The 3,081-nt window shown below is 66.9% G+C and carries 2 protein-coding genes and 1 pseudogene; 1 reads left to right on the top strand and 2 read right to left on the bottom strand.

All coding sequences use genetic code 11. From position 1 onward, the window contains the following. Nucleotides 1-120: 120 nt before the first annotated feature. On the top strand, nt 121-804 hold the full coding sequence (locus WAO18_RS22590) for an aminodeoxychorismate/anthranilate synthase component II (RefSeq protein WP_422208461.1): 684 nt from the start codon (nt 121-123) through the stop codon (nt 802-804). Here the strand turns inward: WAO18_RS22590 and pknB are convergent. Next, nucleotides 782-2,662, bottom strand: coding sequence for a Stk1 family PASTA domain-containing Ser/Thr kinase (gene pknB, locus WAO18_RS22595; RefSeq protein WP_422208462.1), 1,881 nt, complete (start codon nt 2,660-2,662; stop codon nt 782-784). The two genes, WAO18_RS22590 and pknB, sit on opposite strands and share 23 nt — an antisense overlap. Next, nucleotides 2,659-3,081, bottom strand: a pseudogene (locus WAO18_RS22600) (serine/threonine protein kinase); the annotation flags it as partial. The pseudogene WAO18_RS22600 and the gene pknB, both read right to left, overlap by 4 nt.

Consider the following 3,081-nt stretch of genomic DNA (forward strand, 5'->3'; position numbering starts at 1 on the left):
GTGTCACCCGACGTCCACGTCGTGGGGCACACCGAACCGCTGCGGATGCACTCCGCGGAGCCCGCCGGCCCGGTCAGTTACTGAGCGCACTGCACGTAAGCGCAACGGTAGCCTGGCACTATGCAGATCTTGGTCGTCGACAACTACGACAGCTTCGTCTTCAACCTGGTGCAGTATCTCGGCCAGTTGGGTGTCGACGCGCAGGTGTGGCGTAACGACGACGCTCGACTCGCCGACCCGTCTGCCGTTGCCGGCGAGGTCGACGGAATCTTGCTGAGCCCGGGTCCCGGCACGCCGGAGCGCGCGGGCGCATCGATCGACCTGGTGCGCGCCTGCGCCGCATCGGGCACCTCGTTGCTGGGCGTGTGCCTAGGCCACCAAGCCATCGGAGTGGCCTTCGGCGCCACCGTGGACCGGGCCCCCGAGTTGCTGCACGGCAAGACCAGCAGTGTGTACCACACGAACACCGGTGTGCTACAAGGCCTTCCAGACCCATTCACCGCGACCCGGTATCACTCGTTGACGATCATGCCCGAGACACTGCCCGCCGAGCTGGAGGTGACCGCCCACACCCGCAGCGGGGTGATCATGGGGGTGCGGCATGCCGAGCTGCCGATCCACGGTGTGCAGTTCCACCCGGAATCGATCCTCACCGAAGGCGGCCACCGGATGCTGGCCAACTGGCTGGCCGACTGCGGCCAGGCTCGCGACGACGGCCTGGTGCGCAAGCTGGAGAGCGAATTGGTGGACAGCCTGGCCACCGTGCGGCGTTACGACGCGGCTACTGACCGAACTTCAGCGTGATGCCGCCGTCTTTGTTGGTGCCCTGACCCGCTGGCGGGTTCTGGTACACCACCCGGTTGTGCTGCGAGCCACCCGCGTCGACGTCGGGGCCCCTGTCCAGCACGCCGGTCCAGCCCAGCGTGCGCAACCGCGGTTCGGCGTCGGTCCAGAACATTCCGGTCACGTCGGGCATCATGAACTGGTTGCCCTTGGACACCTGCAACTCGATCACCGTGTCAACCGGAACGGTCGCTCCCGCAGGCGGATTCGTGCCGAGAACCGCGCCGGCCGGTTTGGCGCTGTCGACCGAGGCCTGAGCGAACTTGGAAAAGCCGTACACCGCCAAGTTCTTCTGCGCCTCGTCGATGGTCTGCCCGGCGATATCGGGAACCTGCTTGGTCGACGGACCCGAGCCGACGATCACGGCGATCTCGTTGGTGATCGCCGACGTCTGATTCGCCGGCGGGTTGGTGCCGATGACTTTGTCCTTCATCTCCGGTGTCGACGGAGAGTTGACCTGCTTGAAGCGATTGAACCCACTGGATTTCAGCTTCTTCACCGCCGCGGCGTAGCTCAGCGAGGAGACGTCGGGCACCTCGCGCTGCTCGGGTCCGGTGGACACGTCGACCGTAATCAAGTCGCCGGCACCGGCTTTCGCGTTGGCACCCGGGTCGGTGTCGATCACGTGGTCGGGCTGAACATTCGAGTCGGGCTTCTGCTGGGTACGGGTCTTGAACCCGTGGTTTTGCAGCGCGGCGATCGCGTCGGCCGACGCCTGGTTGCGCACGTCGGGCACCTGTACGTTGCGCATGCCGCCGCCGAACGTGTTGATCAGGATCGTGACGATCACCGTTAGCACCGCGAGCGCCGACACGGCGATTACCCAGCGGCTCACCGAACCGGGGCCGCGTTGGCGGGGGAAGTCGAGCTGCTGGCGGGGCAGCGCATCGGTATGCGCATGCGCGGAGTCACTGGAATGCGGGGCCGCCATCAGCGATGAACGGTCGGCGTCGGTGAGGATCTTGGGCGCGTCCGGCGGTTCGCCGTTGTGCACCCGCACCAGGTCGGCGCGCATCTCGGCGGCGGTCTGGTAGCGGTTCTCCGGGTTCTTCGCCAGCGCCTTGAGCACCACCGCGTCCAGATCGGCGGAGATGCCATCGTAGCGTCGCGACGGCGGAACCGGGTCTTCGCGGACGTGCTGATAGGCCACTGCGACGGGCGAGTCACCTACGAAAGGTGGTTCGCCGGTAAGCATTTCGTAGAGCACACAGCCCAGGGAGTAGACGTCGGAGCGGGCGTCGACGCTGTCGCCGCGGGCCTGCTCGGGCGAAAGATATTGCGCGGTACCGATCACCGCGGCGGTCTGGGTGACGCTGTTGCCACTGTCCGCCAGGGCACGCGCGATGCCGAAGTCCATCACCTTGACCGCGTTGGTGGTGCTGATCATGATGTTGGCCGGCTTGACGTCGCGGTGGATGATGCCGTGCTGGTGCGAGAAGTTCAGCGCCTGGCACGCGTCGGCGATCACCTCAATGGCCCGCTTGGGCGGCATCGGTCCGTCGGTGTGGACGATGTCGCGCAGCGTCACCCCGTTGACGTACTCCATCACGATGTAGGGCAGCGGGCCGGCGGCCGTTTCGGCCTCGCCGGTGTCATAGACCGCGACGATCGCCGGGTGGTTGAGCGCGGCCGCGTTCTGCGCTTCGCGCCGGAAGCGTAGGTAGAAGCTGGGGTCGCGGGCCAGGTCGGCGCGCAGCACCTTGACCGCGACGTCTCGGTGTAACCGGACATCCCGGGCCAAATGGACCTCGGACATGCCACCGAAGCCAAGGATCTCGCCGAGTTCGTAGCGGTCGGACAGGTGCTGCGGGGTCGTCATTGCGGTTTCTCGTGTTGGGACGTCACCGCGCAAGAGAAGGTCAGCGCGGGCGCCCGCCTGGGTGTGGGCAGCTTGCATTGCCCTCCAGGATTACCCGCAGCCCCCCGATACGTCCAATTAGTTGGATGCGCCGGCGCCGATTCAGACTTGCTGGGCGGCGTTCCCGTATCGGTCACGGTGGGTGCGGATGGTTGCTGCTGTGAATTGTTGCCGTGCGAGTTCATCACGATGAGGACGGCGATGATGATCGCCAGCGCACCGAGGACCCCGGCGGCCCACAGCAGGGCACGCTGACCCGACGAGAAGGTCCGGCGCGGCGGTTGGGTGCGGTGACCGCCGGTGGTCGGCCGGGCGCGACGGGCGGCGGGTGCACGAGTGGTGGCCGCGGCAGCGGCGCGGGTCTGCGTGCCGGACGGGAT

Origin of the sequence: Mycobacterium sp., assembly GCF_049278535.1 — a bacterium.
Classification (GTDB): domain Bacteria; phylum Actinomycetota; class Actinomycetes; order Mycobacteriales; family Mycobacteriaceae; genus Mycobacterium.